We start from the raw sequence: 17352 nt of genomic DNA, 5'->3' as shown, positions 1-17352 counted from the left end.
GTCAGTTTATCAGTAAGATACAATATACAGCTATAGACTTAACCAATGCAAGAATTAGAAACTATAAGAAAATAAATTATAAGGTTAAGGAAGTTTCCATACTTATAAGGAGGGATGAATTTGTCTAATATGTTTATTGATCTAGAGGATTTACAATTTGATATATTTGATTCTGATGCTAGTGAAAATAGAGAGGTAATTGTAGAAGAGCTATCTAACAATGATGTGGCAATTATTGGTATATCATGTAAGTTTGCATCAACCGATAATCTAGACGAATATTGGGAGTTGCTTAAAAATGGAGAAAATGGAGTGTGTGAGCTTCCAAAGGAACGAAAAGTGGATGTAGATAAATACTTTGAATATGTTGGTATTAAGAATAAAAACCAAGAACTAAAATACGATAAATTATCATACATGAAAGAAATTGATAAGTTTGATAACGGTTTTTTTGGTATTAATTTAAATGAAGCACAGTTAATGGATCCTAATCAAAGGATTTTTTTGCAAATAGCATGGCAAGCATTAGAGGATGCTGGATATGCAGGTAATAAAATAAAAGGTACAAAAACAGGAATATACATGGCTGTATGTAATAGTATAGTTGAACAATACAGTAAGTATATTGAGCATGCAGATCCTTCCTTTATTGGCAGTATTGTGCTTGGAAATTTAAAATCTGTTATGGCGAGTAGATTATCCTATATTTTAGATTTAAAAGGACCTGCATTAGCAATAGATACTGCTTGTTCGTCAGCACTTACTGCCATACATCAAGCTTGTCAAGGGATAAGAAATGGTGACTGTGAGATGGCTCTAGTTGGAGGTACAAATATAGCTATTTTGCCTGGCATACAATCAATAGAAAGAGTCAAGATTGGGATAGAATCTTCTGATTGCTTGACCAAAACTTTTGATGATAGTTCTGATGGTACTAATACAGGTGAAGGATGTGCTGCAATATTATTGAAGTCTTTAGATGCTGCTATTAGAGATAAGGATCAAATTTATGCAGTTGTTAAGGGAAGTGCTATTAACCAAGATGGGAGTTCAATCGGAATCACAGCACCTAATGCGAAAGCTCAAGAAAATGTTATTTTAGATGCTTGGAAGAATTCAAATATAAGTCCTGAAACAATTTCATATATTGAGGCTCATGGAACAGGAACTAAATTAGGGGATCCAATAGAAATAAAAGCAATTACAAATGCTTTTAATAAGTACACTGATAAAAAGCAATTCTGTGCAATAGGTTCTGCAAAAACGAATATTGGACATACAGATGGTATAGCAGGCTTAGCTGGTATTATAAAAGCTATAATGGCGATAAAAAATAGAAAGATTCCACCAAATATAAACTTTAAAGTACCAAATAGAAATATAGATTTTAAAAATTCTCCAGTTTACGTAAATGATAGGCTTAGTGATTGGACTAATGATGGAGAATTGCTTAGATGTGGAGTTAGTAGCTTTGGAATGAGCGGGACAAATGGTCACTTAATACTTGAGGAACCAAAAAAGTTTAGTGAAGATATAAAAGAAAATAGTGATTTAGATATTATAACCTTTTCAGCAATGAGTTTAGCATCTTTAAATGGATTAATTGCTGAATATAGAGATTTCTTAAATCGTAAAGAACAGATTAGCTTTTCTGATATATGTTACACAGTTAAAACTGGTAGAAAGCATTGCAAGTATAGAGTGGCATTAATTGTTAGAGATGAAGAAGATTTAAGAAATAAAATTGCTGATTTAAGTAATAAGACTCTAGAAAAATATATGTTTACTGAGAGTTCTGAAGAAGACAAGGCTAAATTCGCTAAGAGAGTAGATTACAGTATTAACAGATTTTTGGAAAGTAGCAGGAAAGATGTAGACGCACTTAAGGAGTTATGTGAATTATACGAAAAGGGTGTAGATATAGATTGGGAGAAGTTTTATAGAGATGGGAGTAGAAGAAAGGTCAGCCTGCCTAAATATCACTTTGATAGAAATAGATGCTGGTTCAACTTACCTAGAAATAGATCGGTGGAACATAAATTTATAGAGGTATATGAATTTATTAAAAAAGAAAATTTACCTGATAATATAGTTGAACAATTAGATAAGGCTATGGAAGGTTATAAAGGATATGTAAGTTCTTTAGATAAAAATTATGGTGATAAACCTAGAATTAAGCTTATAGGAAGGCAGGATAATAACTATACAGAAAAAGAAAAAGATATTGCAGATGCATGGTTTGAGCTAACAGGTTATAACGAGGTTAATATATTTGATGACTTATTAGCAATGGGGATTGATTCCTTGCAAGCTTCAATATTTGTTGGGAAATTAAGAGGAAAATTTGACGTAAGTTTGGCAGATGTGTATAAATACAACACAATAAATAGCTTAGCTATAAATATTAGATGCATTAATGCCAACTTAAAAGAAAAGCTTGATAATATAAAAGAAGTTTTAAAATGTAGCCCCACAGCTGGATCTATAATAGAAGATAAAGAACTAAAAGTTAAAGTTTTAGATTATAAAGAAAAAAATAAAATTTATGAAAATATAAATTTAAATAAAAAAGATAAATACGAAAATATCTTGCTTACAGGGGTAACTGGGTATCTAGGCGTGCACATACTTTCTAGATTAATGAATTCTACTGAAAGTAATGTATATGCAATTGTTAGGTCAAGTAATAGTATTGATTCTGGGAAAAGACTTGAAGAAAAGATTAAATATTACTTCGATGAGGATTTTTATTATAGATTCAAAAAAAGAATATTTATTGTAGATGGGGATTTAGCTCATGAAAACTTTGGACTAGGCGAGGACGAGTATAAGGAACTTTCAGAAAAAGTAGACTGTATCATACATTCAGCGGCTAATGCAAATCATTTTGGAAGATATCAAGAGTTCCATGAAGCAAATGTACTTGCTACAGAAAGGATATTAAGTTTTGCAAAGAATATAAAATTTAAGGATGTAAATTATATCTCTTCACTTGCTGTGGGACAAGGTTTGATGAATAGTAATAAAGCTGAGATGTTTTCTGAATATGAGGAAGATATAAGCGATGAAAAGATACAAGGATATTATGGGAAAACTAAACTAATTGCAGAAAAAGCAGTAATAAGAGCCAGAAGAGAAGGTATAAACGCTAACATCTTTAGAATCGCTAATATAACTTGTAATTCTGCAAATGGAAAATTTCAAGAAAATATTAATAACAATGCTTTTTATTTAATACTCAAGTCTTTTATAAGAATGGAGAAGGTTCCAGATATAGATATACCTTTTGATTGTTCTTTTGTTGATTATGTAAGTCTTGCAATAGTTTTATTATTTAATAGAGCAGAGCTAAAAAATCAAATTTATCACATTAGAAATCCATATCTAGGAAATATCCCAAATGTAATAGCGAATGATAAATATAATTTAAATGTAAGTAAGGTTTCAATTGATGAATTCTTTGATTATTTGTATCTTCATAATGATGATGCAAATATGGTAGAATATGTTCAAAATTTAATGATACATCTATTTGGTGATTTAAATGCAGAGATATTAGAAAGCCATGCGAATAGGATTCACATAGAACAAGGTAAGACAAATATGATTCTAAGTATGTTAGGATTCCAATGGCCCAAAATAAAAGAATATAATTTTTCTGACATGTTTGATTACTGCAGGAGAGTTAAGTTCATCTAGGAGGATAATATTATGAATTTATTTAAGAATAGAACATTTAGTTTGTTTGTCTCAGGATCAATTATCACTATAATGGGAGATGCATTTCTCGATTTTGCGTTAGCATTGTATATATTAAAGTTAACTGGATCAGCATCTAAGTTTGCTTTTATTCTAACATTAGCTGTTATTCCTAATATTGTTTTAGGTCCAATTGCAGGAGTAATAGTAGATAGGCTAGACAAGAAGAAAATATTGGTAGGATTTGACTTAATAAGAGGCGTGGTCCTTGTATTGTTCATTGCACTAAGTAGTAAAGGGTCACTAGGTATAACTGGAATTTATATTATGGCCATAATATTTGGTATTTGTTCAGTAATATATCAACCCTGCGTTTCAACAGTAATTCCACATATACTGGAAAGAGAGGATCTTGTGAAGGGAAATATGATATACAGAACAGCTTTGCAAATAGGACAAATCATAGCACCTATGATAGCTGCATTAATATATCATAGTAAGGGGATTGAATTTGTTATAGGTATTGATGCAGTAACGTTTTTCTTAATGGCGTTTATTGCAACACTTTATAAATTTAAAGATATTCCAAATAGAAAGAGAAATTCCGTATTTAGTGATATTAAATCAGGAATCACTCTATTTAAAGATAAACAAATATTTTCACTTGCATTGAATGGAATGTTTAGTTATGTATTTGTACTACCATTGTTTACTGTTGGTATGCCGTTTATAATAAAAAATATTTTTAATGGAAGTGACCAAAACTACTCTGTTGTTCAAACTGCAATTTCTATAGCGTCTGTTTCTATGGTACTTACTATACCTAGAATTAATAAAAAGATGAATGAGATTAAGGCTTTAAATTTCAGTATGAGTGGAATGCTTTTGGGGATTGCCAGTATGCTTTTACTTGCAAATGGAACAATCTTTAGCTATTTAAAGGAAAATAATTTAATGATGGTTGTGTTTTTAGTTGTGGTATCATTTGTATTCTACTTATCATTTGCTAATTATGGAGTATTTTACTTAACAATTAGCCAAAAGAAAGTTAATAGTGAGTTCTTAGGAAGATATAATTCAATGTTACTAATGATGTTTGCAATTGGAAGTATACTAGGAAACTTTATATTTGGATATCTATACGACACAAAGATTATAACTTATGCTGTAATTGTTGGAATAGTAGGTATGATTATTAAATTTGCTTTAAATACGTTAGTAAAACCAATAGAAGAACCCGTAAGCGAATTGAGTTTGAATTCTGATTAGGAATAAAATAAGTACCCTTAAATAATATGCAAGCTTCTGAAATAACTTTTAGATAATTAACTTAATAAATGTAGTTTTAGAAAAGACCCTAGTAGAGAATATTGTAGTTCTACTAGGGTTTTAAAATTATCTATGCCAGAAGTTAGGAGAGATTGATAAGAAAGCTGGAAGCTATTCTTTCTAGAAAATATTTAATAGTTAAATTAGAATGAAAATTTTAAAACATTCTAGGTAATATGTAAGATGATAGTAGTGTAAGGGTAATTAGTATGGTAAAATAATACACAATATAGGGATGAGAGGGTGAGTGTTATTAGAATAGAGGATTTATTTATTAAAAGTGGATTTAACCCTAATAAAGCTCAAGAAGAGTCTATAAAGAATATAAATGGTCCATTATATCTAGTGGCTGGTCCTGGTTCAGGTAAGACTAGAGTATTGTTATGGAGATGTGTAAATCTAATAGTATTTCATGATGTTAAACCGGAAGAAATATTTTTAAGTACCTTTACAGAGAAAGCAGCGGAGCAACTTAAAGCAGGTCTAACTTCACTGCTGGCGCTTGCCACAGCAGAAACAAAAAAGCACTATGATATTTCTAATATGTATGTAGGGACGGTACATTCATTATGTCAAAGATTTATTTTAGATAAAAGATTTAAAAATGACTTGAAGAAAAAACGCCCTATTATCATGCAGGAGATAGATCAGTATTTTTATGTCAGCAGTAATAAATTCTTAGGTAGAGCTGAAAGAGTCTTGGGACTTACTGATACATATAAGGAAGAAATAAAAGAATACTTAGGGGCTAGATCTATTTCTAAGAATTCCATAGTAAATTCTTTAATAGCTCTATTTAATAGATTTTCAGAAGAGTGTATAGAAGTAGATAGAGTGATAAATAATCCAGAAGGTGATGAAACACTTTCGATGCTCGGAAAATTATATAAATTTTATCTTGAAAGTCTCAAAAATGAACCAAGACAAACTATTGACTTATCATTACTCCAGCAATTTGGCTATATGGTTTTATGTGAAAGCTATAATAGTGAAAAGATTTTTAAACACATCATTATAGATGAATATCAAGATACTAATAACATTCAAGAAAAGATATTTTTTAAGCTTGCAAATAAATTCAAGAATATCTGCGTTGTAGGTGACGATGATCAGTCGCTTTATAGATTTAGAGGTGCAACAGTTGAAAATTTTGTTCAGTTTGATATTAGATGTAAAGATTATTTAGATATTGAACCAAAGAAGATTAAACTAAATATTAACTATAGATCTAGAAAGAAGATTGTTGAGTATTATACGAATTTTATGGAAAAAGAAAACTGGGCAAATGAAACTTTAAACGGTAGCTTCTATAGAAATGTAGATAAAGACATAAAAGCGCATAGTTCTGATAATGGAATCTCAGTAGTAACCACTGTAGGTGAATCTCCAGATAAAGTGTACAGAGAAATTGCTTTAAAAGTAAAAGAAATGCTAGATAAAAAGGTGATTTCAGATCCATCAGAGGTTGCAGTGTTGTTCACTTACTTAAAAGGTAACAGTAATGCACCAAAATTAAAGGCTGAGTTTAAAAAGGTAGGAATAGAGGTCTATGCACCTCGTGCAGGCAGATTTTTTGATAATCCTGAACCCATGGACATTTTTGGGTTGATCTTTTATTTATTTGGAACACCAGAAATAGAAGAGAGATTTAATGTAGGAAAGCATAAGGAGTTTAATGATTGGATACAGCAGTGCTTATTTTCAGCAGAGAATATAATAGCTGAGGATTATGAACTTCAATGCTTTATTGATAAAACAATATTTGAATTAGACAACTTAAAAAATGATTATTTTGAAATACTAAAGTATTTGGAAAAAAGTAATATTTCATTAAATGACTCAATGGATAGAAAAAGCTGTGAAAATTTGAAGAAGGCATTAAAGGACAAATTGTCAGAAACAGGTCAAAAGGAAATTAATAAAAAATCCTTAGAAAGAATAATAGAAAAGAAGATCAATGAAGGTATAAACCTAAATTATCGATGGCTTATTACGAGAATTAATTCTTTAGACTGGAACCTATTAGATTTATTTTATCAGCTATGCGGTTTTGATAGATTCAAAAAAGTTTTTGACGATGCTGAAAATGGTATTGATGAAGGTCCTATTTATAATTTATCTAATATAACTAATTATCTTCACTTTTTTATTGAACATAACGTCGGATTAATAACCGGACAAGCACTCTATGAAGAAACCTTCGTGAGGGTATTTGTAACTTCTTATTTAGGAGCTTTATATAAAAGAGAAGAAGGAGATTATGAGATTAAAGCTGAGCCAATACCAAAAGGTAGAGTTTCATTTCTAACTATACATCAGGCAAAAGGTTTAGAATTTCCTGTAGTTATTTTAGGAGCGGTGCCACCAGTTATGAACAATGAGAACAAATTGGAGGCTTTAGTAAGACCTTATTTAAATGGAGAATATGAACCATTAAATAAAATAGCTCATTTTGATAGAATGAGATCTTATTATGTAGCTTTGTCCAGAGCAGAGATTTTACTTATAATACCAAATTTCAGAGGTTTAGGTCAGAGAATGCATCCATATTTTAAGGATGATATTGCAAATGCCAGATTACCTTTAATTCAAAGTTTAGAGGTAGATTCAATGCCAAAAGCTAATAAGAAAGATGAAACTATAGCAAAGGTTTATTCCTATACAACTCATTATTTAGCTTACAATGATTGCCCTAGAAAATATATGATATATAAAAAATACAACTTTGTGCCAGCTAGAACTACCATAACCTTCTTTGGTAGCTTGGTGCATAATACCTTAGAAGATATCCATAATTATTATATAGAAATGAGAAGCATATGAAAAGAAAACTAGAAGATACTAAGATTATTGATGTATAGATGTACCAGTTCGAACCGAAATCTATTTTTAAAACTCTCATGGCTTCTGGTGAGAGAATTTAAAAATATAAGTTTTATTACGAAGTGGTACATCCATAAAACAATAAAATCAAAATATAAACTTATATTAAAGGAGAGAACTATTATGGAAAATAATAAAACAATAAATATAATGACAACGGTAAATGCACCAGTAGAAAAGGTATGGAAATGCTGGACAGAGCCTGAGCATATAAAGAAGTGGAACAGCGCTTCAGAAGATTGGCATACTACTGTTGCAGAAAATGATTTAAGAGTTGGAGGTAAATTTCTTTCAAGAATGGAAGCTAAAGATGGAAGTTTTGGCTTTGATTTTGGGGGTATTTATGATGAAGTTAAATTGCATGAAGTTCTAGCTTACACTTTAGGAGATGAAAGAAAAGTTCAAATAACCTTTATAGATCAAGGTGATAAAACAGAGATTAATGAAGCTTTTGAAGCAGAGGATACTAATCCCATTGAGATGCAGAAAAATGGATGGCAATCAATTTTAGATAATTTTAAAAGATATACCGAATCTCAAGTCTAAGGATAATAATCAGCAATGCAAAATGGTGGCATGCATAACTTAATAGTTGAAATTGGAGGCTTATAGCTTCTTTATCAGAAGCGTTGCGTAAAGAGTACGTAATTATATCTTAAGCATATGTAAAATGGGATGAGGGGTATAGTATGGATATAAAGAAATTGAGAGAGCTATTTGAGGATAATTACGAAGAATTAAAATACGAAACTGGACGTTCCATAACTTTAAACATGAAAGAGTTTGCATGGCAGCAGGTAAAATTATATTATGAAAAGCTAGGAAAAGTAGCTAAAGATATGACAGAAGCTGAGGTTAAGCTAATACTGCCAGAGCAAGTAACTCCAAAGGGGAAAAAATATACAATAGAAGGTATTGTAGATATAGTAGAAAAGGAAGACAATATAACACTGTATGATATAAAAATTCATAATGCAGAAGAAGTTCGAAATGATAAGGATCTATATAGAGGACAGCTTAATGTTTACGCTCATATGTGGAAAAACCTTAAGGGCACTGAAATAAATAATATGGCAGTAATAGCAACTGCCCCTCCTCCAAAACTTAGACAAGCAACCAGTATTGGCGACGAAATAGCAGTAGATATAATCGATGATTGGAATCCTATTGTTGAACTTGAAATTGATAATAATGAGTTCGAAAAACAGATAAAATGCTTTGGTGAAACTGTAGATAAAATTGAAGAGGGAGAATTTAAAGCACCACCTCTGTCAAAATTAAAAGAAGTTAAGAAAGGGCAGAAAGCTCCATTTGGCACTGCAGTATGCAGACATTGTGATGCTAGGCATTCCTGCAATTCTTATAGTCAGTACATAAATAAGGTGAAATTAGATGAAGAAATTTTAGAAGTAGTTGAATCTGAAGATATGGTAGAGCAAGATGAATGGAAGGATGCTTTTATGAAGTAGGTTGGAGTTAGAGTGGTTTGTATAGTAATATGAAACCCTGAAGGTATGTATTAAATAAATGTTGGTGGTTTTTAAAGATTGCAATGGACAAGTAGTATTGCTAAATATATTTAAATGAAATGATAATTATAGATGTTTCATTTATTCAGGTATTTATGTAGTATAAAACACTGAGGATATGTATTAAATAAATGTTGTTAGAATTTCAAGAACTAGGTGGACATGCATTGCGGTAAAAAGATCTTACGAAGACAGTTGGATTTAAATGATTATGTTAAATACAGTTCTTAAGTGTGAGTCTTATAGTTATAAAAACCACTGAGATACTGTATTAAATAAATGTTGGTAAATCATCAGGAAAAATGTGGATATGCGTTGTAGAAAATTTTAATTAAAGGAAAGCCTCTAGCTAAATATAAATATTGTAATAATTCTATTATTTAGATAAAGCAGGAGTAAAAATAATATTTAAATAATATTATAAATTTAAATATTATTATAAATTTAAATAATGCTCTTAGGATACTTAGTGTTGATTGATAGTCTATAATCACTAAATTCTAAATGATATAAGTAAGTGAGAAAATATTTAAACCAGTGTTCAATAAGATTTAACTATGTAATTTAGTTTTAATTAATAGTTAATAGAATCAGCAACAAAATTTTGTAGAGTAGAACTGAGATATCTATAATTTATTTATGAATCATATTAAAGAATAATATATTAGATTGGAATTGAGGAGTATCATATGAAAAGCATCATTACAATTCAACATACACAATCAATTCATCATACAAACGGAATGGTTGGTTCATGGACAGATTGGGATTTATCTGATTTGGGGAAAATCCAAGCAGATAAAATAGGCACAAAGTTAGCAGCAGAATTACAAGGGAAAGAATATATAATGTATTCATCGGATTTATTGCGTGCCAAGAATACTGCAGAAATAGTTTCTAAGCACTTAGCTATAACTCCAATTCTTACTGAAGCATTAAGGGAACGAAATTTGGGGGTAGCAGTAGGTAAATCAGTACAATGGTTAAGAGAAAACATTCAATGTCAAGAAAAAACGGTTGATGATAGGATGTTCCATGATGCAGAATCACGTAGAGATGTATGGAACAGATTATTAGATTTTTATAGAATTATATTAGCAGATAAAAATGAAAATATAATCATAGTTTCGCACGGTGATACATTGAGTATCTTTAATGCTATGTGGCTTGGGTTAGATATTGAGGCTTTAAATAAATGCGATTTATTTGGTATGGCTGGTGGAGTTTCCTTTATGACTGAGACTCAAGATGGAAAGCATATTATTAGACGATTAAGTGATATGTCATATTTAAAATAATTAAATCATAAGCGTACGATTTAAAACAACCTTATTTTAAGGTTTTTAAAGAAAGACTATGGTTAATAACGGTGTTGATAATATGACAATTTTTAAGGGAAGTCAAAAATGACTTCCCTTAAATCACATTTTATTAAAAATGCAATTTAGAATAATGAAGATTATGCTCATGTTCTCTATCATATTTCCAAATTAGTATTCTCCGTTGAATCTTTATCTGTTGCTAAACGAAAGAAAAGTATTGCTTGTATGACTGTAACTAAAGCCATAATAATCTTCTCAAATAATGTTACACCAAGTAAATTAGCAATTGTATTTAAGCAAACAAAAACAAATGATAGCCATAAGTATACTTTTAAAAAAAATTTGAACCGTCCGAATTTAATCAATCCAGATGCTATTGCAACAATTGGTATTCCAAAACACATTATAAAAATACTGGTGATTGCTGTTTGATATGCAGTTTGGTAACTATCTAATCTTCCGCCTCCAATAGAATTATATGGCAATATTTTAAGTATAACTAACAGAAAGACAACAATTGTAAAAATGTTCATTAAGATTATGCCAATACCTGCGGTCTTTTTACCTATTTTATATAGCATTTTATCTCCCCCACATATTCACGCATTAATATTCATTTATAAGCATGTAAGATAAATTCAGAAGCAATTTAATTTTATCTGAATTACAGTATCCAATGATTATATAAATAATATCTGCATTTTCTTACTATTATATCTTTATTGAATTATACAACATAGTAATACAATTATTCAAATATTTAACATAATTAGTTATAAACTACTTACTTGATTTTAAAATCCTTTAACTTCGTTTCAGAATGAGATGTTTGTGACTGAACTAAAATATGTCTAGTCTTTACATTATCCTTCTCAGTATTAAAAACTGTAATCATTTAAATCAGTACATGTAGTTAGCAAGGTATTTTATGGCGACATTGTGAAGACTATACATCCATTCTTTTAGTTTATTATGGAAAGCATTTATGTGTTGTATATGATATATGACTTCCTGATGCTTCCCACACTATAAATATTTTTATTACTTTTTAGCTCCAATATAACGACATGTGCTGTTTTTATAATCCAGATAATCTTGGCCAAAAATTGTAGGAAGAAACTTTTCTTCTTCTAATATTTGAAAATGGAAAATCAAAATTGTAGCACAGGTAAATAATATGTTAATTACATTAGAGAAGGACAGTGAAATACCAATGTATAATAAATAAAATCCAACAAATGCAGGATTTCTACTGTATTTATAGATTCCTGCCTTAACTAGCTTAGTCTTTTGAGTATTATCAACTCCAGCTCTCCAACTATCACGCATGGTTGCCATTGCAGTTATAAATATTATTACGCCCAGTAAAGCAATAAAAAAGCCTATATATCTTATTGTATTGCTTTCTAATATAAGAGGAAGTTTTTTTATAAATATAATGCTAATTAGTTGAATTAGGGCTATAAGAATAGTGGAAATTTTTAAGCATATTTCTATTATAAGAGTTTTCTTAGGTTTGCTACCCTTACCCATCCTATCAGTCTTAATGCCATTTCTACTTTGAAGAAATGCTTTGGTAAAATAACTGACATAAAAAGTAATTAAAATTATTAAACCGATGATATTTTCTGTATTCAAGTTATCACTCCTTTCTAAGAATAATTATATTCGATTTTCATTAAAAGTTTGATATATTACCAACATTTATTTAATACATAGGATAAGTGTTTTTTTATGTACAGTAGAAAGCATGATAATTTGTGAATCGAATAAAAGTTGATTTGAAAATGTGTTTCATTAAAAGTCTGATATCCTACCAACATTTATTTGATACATAACATAAGTGTCTTTTTATGTGTAGTAGAAAGCATGATAAATTGAGGATCAAATAAAAGTTAATTCGAATATGGGCTTAATTAAAAGTTTGATATATTACCAACATTTATTTGATACATAGCGTAAGTGCTTTTTATGTATTGTAGGAAGTGTCATAGATTAAAAATTGAATAAAACTTAATTTAAATAGTTTTTATGCATGTAATAAAAACAAAATACTTATAATCACTTAAAAATATTTGACTTATTACTTATAAAAGCTTATTGTTAATATAGAGGTGATTACATGGATAAAGAAATTAGCTGTAAAAATCCAAGCGAAAATAATATGCAGTCATATAGAGAAAGATTAAATTTAAATATTGATGAGAAAGAAAAAATTGTTGAAAAGGCTATGATTTTTATCCATAACAATGGAACAGGGAATTTATTATGAAGATGAAGAAGATGTTTTTATAAAACAAGAGGTTATAAAAAGGTCTAAAAAGGTGATTTTACTTGCTGAGCATCAGAAATATGAAACTAATAATTACTATAAAGGATTAGCTTTAGATAAAATAAATATTATTATTGTTGATCCATTGTCAGTAGCTTTCTTTGTAGATATTATAAAAACAAAAAACATTGAAATTAATCCTAATTGCTTAATTATCATGTAGTGAAAAGATATAAGTTAATTGGTGAGTTAGGAACTGTATATTTAATAAACTAAGAAATAAGGTGGAGAAGTAATGTATCAGGAAGAAAGACTTTTAAAAATATTAGAATATTTAAATGATCATAATACAATGTCTATTCATGATATTTGTGAAATGTTCAATGTATCGAGAGATACTGCGCGTCGTGATATCTTGAAGCTTATTGATAATGGAACTGCGATTCGTACTCATGGAGGAATAAGCTTACCAATTTTAAAAAACACCATTAAAGAGTATAGAGAGAGAATTGAAGCCTATTCAGAGGAGAAGAGAGATATTGCAAAAAGAGCTTTAGATTTTATTGAGGAAGATAAGCATTATTTTTTCGATGTTTCTACAATAATAAACTTTTTATCAAAAGAGATCAATAAACCTATTTGGGTACTTACCCATTCACTAGATAATATTGAAGTGCTTTCTGAAAAGAAAGATATATCAGTTAATTCTATTGGGGGACTTCTTAATAATAAAAATAGATTTTTTTATAAAGCCGACTGGATAAATTACATCGATGGATTAAGGTTCGATATAGCATTCTTAGGAGCAGCATCCATAACACAAGATGGGATTTATTATGTGGATGAAGAAGATGCTGTTATTAAGCAAGCGGCTGCAAAAAAGGCTGATACAGTAATTGTTCTTGCTGAATATGAGAAATTTAAACGCTTAAGTTATTATAAAGGTATAAATTGGGATCAAATAGATGTTATAATCACTGATAAAATGCCACCTTCTGCTTTTACAAAGATTATAGAGGATTATGATATTCAACTGATTATTGCTTAGGATAGGTTATCTGTTAGACAAAAAAAGATATCCAAGTTATATATTGTAAAACTAAGTTAGTGTTATAAATGTAAAATGTTTTAGGGGGATTTGTTTATGAATAATTTTAAAATGGTATGTTTAGATATTGATGGAACCTTATTAAATTCTAATCACAAAATTACTGAGAAAGTAAAAGCCGCAATCGATATAGTTGCAAATAAAAAGAATATACCTGTGATATTAGTTTCTGCTAGAATGCCGAAGGGAATAAAGTTTTTACAAAGAGAACTTGAAATAGAACAACCAATTATTTGCTACAGTGGGGCTTTGATTTTAGACAAAGAAGGCAAAGTACTTTCCAAAGAATTTATAAATGTCTTAGAATTTGAGAAAATATATAAATTAGTTAAAGAACATAATATTCACATTAGTTTATATAAAGACGACGAATGGTATATAGAAGAGATGGACTATTGGGCTATACAAGAAAGTGAAATAACAAATATTACTCCGAAAATTATAGATTTCAAAGAGTTAATCAAGTTGTGGAAAAAAGAAGGGACAGGTCCTAATAAGATTTTATGTATGTCAAGTGCCGATGAAATAAATATATTAAAAGAAAATATCAAATCGGTGGAGCTGAACATATATCCCTCTAAATCAACATACTTAGAAGTTATGCCGATTAAGGCATCTAAAACATCTGCAATTAATTGTCTGCAAAAGGAATTAGGTATAAATAAAGCTGAGATAATAGCTATGGGTGATAATTATAATGATATAGACATGTTAGAGTATGCAGGGGTAGGAGTAGCTATGGGAAATGCTCCGGAGGATGTAAAGAAACATGCAAATGATGTGACTTTAACAAATGATGAAGATGGAGTAGGGAAAGCGTTAGAAAAGTATATCATTAATTTATAATATTCTTGATCTATAGAGCGATAATTATTAACTTGCGTAAGTAATAAATTTTATATATGAGTGATATAGTTTAGGTGTCTAGGTGGAGAAAATCCACTAGGCATTTTTTATTGTAAGGCAAGTATAAAATTTTATTGTTATCTAAATCTAGTAATTTCAAGTGCGCGGCATAGCTTTTTCGTTTCGGAGGAATTGAATTTGTTTTGTAGAATTTAGGTATAGAATGAAATAAAAAAAATTTTATGAACCTTTCATGTAAGTAGTTTATCTAATGTATGTAAGAGTACTTAGCTAAGACTTTTAGAACGCAGTAAGGAGGAGATGAGTTGGAATTTATCTCGACAATAAATAATACCAATAGTTCAGAACTAGATGTAAAGCTTGCTAAGAAAGGTGATAAAGAAGCCTTTAGCAGGATAATTGAAAATAATAAAGTGACTTTATATAGAATAGCACTGAGCATGCTTAAGGAAAAACAGGATATAGAAGATGCAATTCAAAATACAATAATTAAAGCTTATGAAGGAATTGTTTACTTAAAAAAAGATAAGTTTTTTAAAACTTGGCTTATAAAAATCTTAATAAATGAATGCAACTCCATACTAAGAAAAAGAAAAAAGGTAGTGCCTATTGAGGAAGTAAGCGCAGATATAGCTATTGCAGATGACTACAGTAATATGGAGCTTACTAATGCAGTTAATTTACTTGAAGAGGACTTGAAAGTAGTAACGATTCTATTCTATTTTGAAGATATTGCGCAAAAAGATATAGCAAAGCTATTAGCTATTCCTGAGGGAACAGTGAAATCTAGGCTTTCTAGGGCAAGAACTAAACTTTATGAAATGCTTAAGGAAAGGTAGGGGATGTATATGAATAATGATTTGTTAATTGATGATATATTAAAGGAAAAGGCGAATGGTGAAGTTTTAAGATTACCTGAGGATTTAGATTTAAAGCTAAAACAAACTTTAATGGATTTGCCTGTAAGAAAAAAGAATAATAAAGTAGTTAAAAGAACTGCTGCAGCTGCGGTACTTGCCGTAGTAGTGGTTACAAGTTTAAGTGCTGCTTTTCCTGCATATGCACGTAGTATGCCAGTGATAGGCTCAGTGTTTCAGTTTTTAAGTGACAGAAATTTTATTGATAAAGAATATGTTAAGTACAGCTCAGATTTAAATCTATCAAAAACTTCAAATGGTACAACCGTAACAATAAATAGTATAGCTTATGATGGAATAGACCTAAGTATTGCTTACACTGTTGAAAGCGAAAAAGAAATTAAGAATTCACCACATATAATGGATAAAGAATTTAAAATCAATGGAAAGGTCACGAGCTTTGGATCTGGTGGTACAGGGGAGCTCATAAATAAAAATACTTATGTTGGAGTAGATAGTTTTAATGTATCCAATGATTATTTACCAGAAGAACAAAGAAAGTTTATCTTAGGTGGAGATGTTGTTATCCCAGATGATTTTACAATGGATTTAAATATAAAGGAATTTTCTGATGGAACAAAAGGACAATGGGATTTTAAATTTAAGGTTTCTTTGGATCAAATAAAAGGAAAAGTAAAAGTAAAATCTGTGAAAACTTCTATAGATTTATCAAAAATTGTGCCTAATCTGAAAGTAAATGAAGTTATTTTTACTCCTATGAATACAGTTTTAAGAACTGAATCAGATAATGGGTCGGTAGAGGAGTCGGCTAGATATATTATTTTTGATGATAAAGGAAAAAGTTTATCAGAGAAAGGGTCAGAAGCTTTTGGGTCTGCTGATACTAATAAGATGTACTGGCAATATAATTTTAAAAATGTATATGATGACACTAAGTCAGTGACCTTCATCCCAATGACACACATTAAGGGTTATAAGGATAAAGTAAAAATAGATGCAGATGGAGTTTATACGTTTGAGAGTAAGTCAACTCAATTAAATTTAAATGAAACTACTGTTTTATCTGAAGGAAAGTTTGGTGATTACAAGATAAATAAGGTTGAATTACTTCAGGATAAGACTTTAGTTTACTATGAATGCACTAATCTTCTTCGAGGATTTCAAACATATGGCTTGAAGGTAAAAGATGACAACGGAAAAGAATATTGCTTAGAAAAAGATAGTGTAAAGGATCTTGGCAACAACAAATTTGTAGCAGAGATAGAACCACTAAGAAAAGATAAAAAGTATACAATAACAGCAGATGATTTAGAAAAAATATATGATGTAAGAGAGGATTTAAAGTTTACTGTTGATGTGAAATAAATAAAAAATAACCCCAAGACAATCTAATTTTAAAATAGTCTTGGGGTTATTTTATGACGATTTTTCAAGATATACAACTTATGTTTCAGATAAGGATTTC

Annotated in this window: 14 protein-coding genes; 12 read left to right on the top strand and 2 right to left on the bottom strand. The window is 29.6% G+C overall.

All coding sequences use genetic code 11. The features are described 5' to 3' along the window. Positions 1–129 precede the first annotated feature (129 nt). The 6 genes from J3477_RS04185 to J3477_RS04160 all read left to right on the top strand — a co-directional run bounded on the left by J3477_RS04185 (position 130) and on the right by J3477_RS04160 (position 10738). Positions 130–3699 (top strand): beta-ketoacyl synthase N-terminal-like domain-containing protein, encoded by a 3570-nt coding sequence (locus tag J3477_RS04185; protein WP_228731246.1) that lies wholly within the window; start codon positions 130–132, stop codon positions 3697–3699. A gap of 12 nt (positions 3700–3711) precedes the next feature. Continuing rightward, positions 3712–4968, top strand: coding sequence for an MFS transporter (locus J3477_RS04180; protein WP_206868300.1), 1257 nt, complete (start codon positions 3712–3714; stop codon positions 4966–4968). 303 nt (positions 4969–5271) lie between these two features. After that, on the top strand, positions 5272–7851 hold the full coding sequence (locus J3477_RS04175; RefSeq protein ID WP_206868299.1) for a UvrD-helicase domain-containing protein: 2580 nt from the start codon (positions 5272–5274) through the stop codon (positions 7849–7851). Between the two features lie 183 nt (positions 7852–8034). Next, the gene (locus tag J3477_RS04170) at positions 8035–8457 is read left to right on the top strand and encodes an SRPBCC family protein (protein WP_206868298.1); all 423 of its coding nucleotides are present in this window, start codon (positions 8035–8037) and stop codon (positions 8455–8457) included. Positions 8458–8600: 143 nt separating this feature from the next. After that, positions 8601–9380, top strand: coding sequence for a PD-(D/E)XK nuclease family protein (locus J3477_RS04165; RefSeq protein ID WP_206868297.1), 780 nt, complete (start codon positions 8601–8603; stop codon positions 9378–9380). Positions 9381–10129: 749 nt separating this feature from the next. Further along, complete coding sequence (locus J3477_RS04160) at positions 10130–10738, top strand: histidine phosphatase family protein (protein ID WP_206868296.1); 609 nt, start codon at positions 10130–10132, stop codon at positions 10736–10738. 179 nt (positions 10739–10917) lie between these two features. Here J3477_RS04160 and J3477_RS04155 read toward each other — a convergent pair whose 3' ends face one another. Continuing rightward, the gene (locus J3477_RS04155) at positions 10918–11343 is read right to left on the bottom strand and encodes a hypothetical protein (protein WP_206868295.1); all 426 of its coding nucleotides are present in this window, start codon (positions 11341–11343) and stop codon (positions 10918–10920) included. Between the two features lie 460 nt (positions 11344–11803). Beyond that, positions 11804–12400 (bottom strand): methyltransferase family protein, encoded by a 597-nt coding sequence (locus J3477_RS04150; protein WP_206868294.1) that lies wholly within the window; start codon positions 12398–12400, stop codon positions 11804–11806. A gap of 484 nt (positions 12401–12884) precedes the next feature. Between J3477_RS04150 and J3477_RS26065 the strand changes: the two genes are divergently transcribed. The 6 genes from J3477_RS26065 (at position 12885) to J3477_RS04125 (ending at position 17252) form a co-directional block, all read left to right on the top strand. Further along, on the top strand, positions 12885–13034 hold the full coding sequence (locus J3477_RS26065) for a hypothetical protein (RefSeq protein WP_228731207.1): 150 nt from the start codon (positions 12885–12887) through the stop codon (positions 13032–13034). Then, positions 13012–13257: a DeoR/GlpR family DNA-binding transcription regulator gene (locus J3477_RS04145; protein ID WP_228731206.1), complete on the top strand. Its 246-nt coding sequence runs from the start codon at positions 13012–13014 to the stop codon at positions 13255–13257. Before J3477_RS26065 ends, J3477_RS04145 begins: the two co-directional genes overlap by 23 nt. A 72-nt stretch (positions 13258–13329) precedes the next feature. Beyond that, a complete protein-coding gene (locus J3477_RS04140; RefSeq protein ID WP_206868293.1) occupies positions 13330–14082 on the top strand; it encodes a DeoR/GlpR family DNA-binding transcription regulator in 753 nt (250 codons plus the stop codon). 96 nt (positions 14083–14178) lie between these two features. Next, complete coding sequence (locus J3477_RS04135; RefSeq protein ID WP_206868292.1) at positions 14179–14988, top strand: Cof-type HAD-IIB family hydrolase; 810 nt, start codon at positions 14179–14181, stop codon at positions 14986–14988. A gap of 326 nt (positions 14989–15314) precedes the next feature. Beyond that, complete coding sequence (locus J3477_RS04130; RefSeq protein ID WP_228731205.1) at positions 15315–15848, top strand: sigma-70 family RNA polymerase sigma factor; 534 nt, start codon at positions 15315–15317, stop codon at positions 15846–15848. 9 nt (positions 15849–15857) lie between these two features. Next, positions 15858–17252 carry a DUF4179 domain-containing protein gene (locus J3477_RS04125; RefSeq protein ID WP_206868291.1) on the top strand — a complete coding sequence of 465 codons (1395 nt, stop codon included), beginning with the start codon at positions 15858–15860 and terminating at the stop codon, positions 17250–17252. Positions 17253–17352 lie beyond the last annotated feature (100 nt).

This window comes from Clostridium zeae, from assembly GCF_017312485.1.
GTDB classification, from domain to species: Bacteria; Bacillota; Clostridia; order Clostridiales; family Clostridiaceae; genus Clostridium_AR; species Clostridium_AR zeae.
Note: the sequence above shows the minus strand (reverse complement) of the source record. Positions and strands in the feature narration are given on the sequence as shown.